The organism is Vibrio sp. YT-19(2023), from assembly GCF_033337395.1.
Genome location: NZ_JAWOQN010000491.1, coordinates 1 through 703, shown reverse-complemented (window position 1 = coordinate 703; position 703 = coordinate 1). Strand labels below are relative to the sequence as shown.

At 47.5% G+C, this 703-nt stretch carries 2 protein-coding genes; both read right to left on the bottom strand.

The window, feature by feature from the left end; translation table 11 throughout:
- The coding region (locus R7E78_RS26710; RefSeq protein ID WP_318058683.1) for an ATP-binding cassette domain-containing protein at nt 1-295 on the bottom strand (295 nt) is incomplete at its 3' end.
- A gap of 22 nt (nt 296-317) precedes the next feature.
- A partial coding sequence (gene rbsD, locus R7E78_RS26705) for a D-ribose pyranase (RefSeq protein WP_318058682.1) occupies nt 318-703 on the bottom strand: 386 nt, incomplete at its 5' end.

Here is a 703-nt window from a genome sequence, read left to right as displayed (position 1 = left end):
CGGCGATTGTCAGTTCAGGGATTAAGTTCAGCTCTTGGTGAATAATGCTGATGCCCGCTTCTTGAGAATCTCGCGGACCTTTAAATGCAGCAGGTTGACCTTGATACTGAATGCTACCTGCATCCAAATGATAAATACCGGTCAGCACTTTCATCAATGTTGACTTGCCTGCCCCATTTTCGCCCATGAGCGCCATAACACGACCTGGGTATACGTTCAGGCTCGCTTTATCTAGCGCCTTTACACCTGGGAACGCTTTTTCAATTTCGCTCAGTTGTAGAATGGCTTGAGTCATAATCTGTCCTCAATTCTCAGGCTTAAAAAACCACGCCCGCTTGGAAAATCACGTTCGCGTACGGTGTGCATTCACCGGTTCGAACCACTGCGCGACTTTGCTCTGTGCGTGCTTTAAAAGCCTCGTGCGAAACGTATTTGATTTCAATCGATTTGCCCGTTTCCTCACTCTCTTTGCTCAACTCTTTAAGCAGTGCTTCATAAAGAACAGGACTGACATCGGAAAATTCTTCTGCAATGATGACCCCTTCAATCTGTGACTCAGACAAAATCACGCGAACGGTATCAAGAAAACTTGGTACCCCATGCGTTAGCGCCAAATCGATGCGCTGTACATGATCAGGAATCGGCAGCCCCGCGTCACAAATCGTGATTTCATCGGTGTGGCCTAGCGTTGCCACTAAGTAAG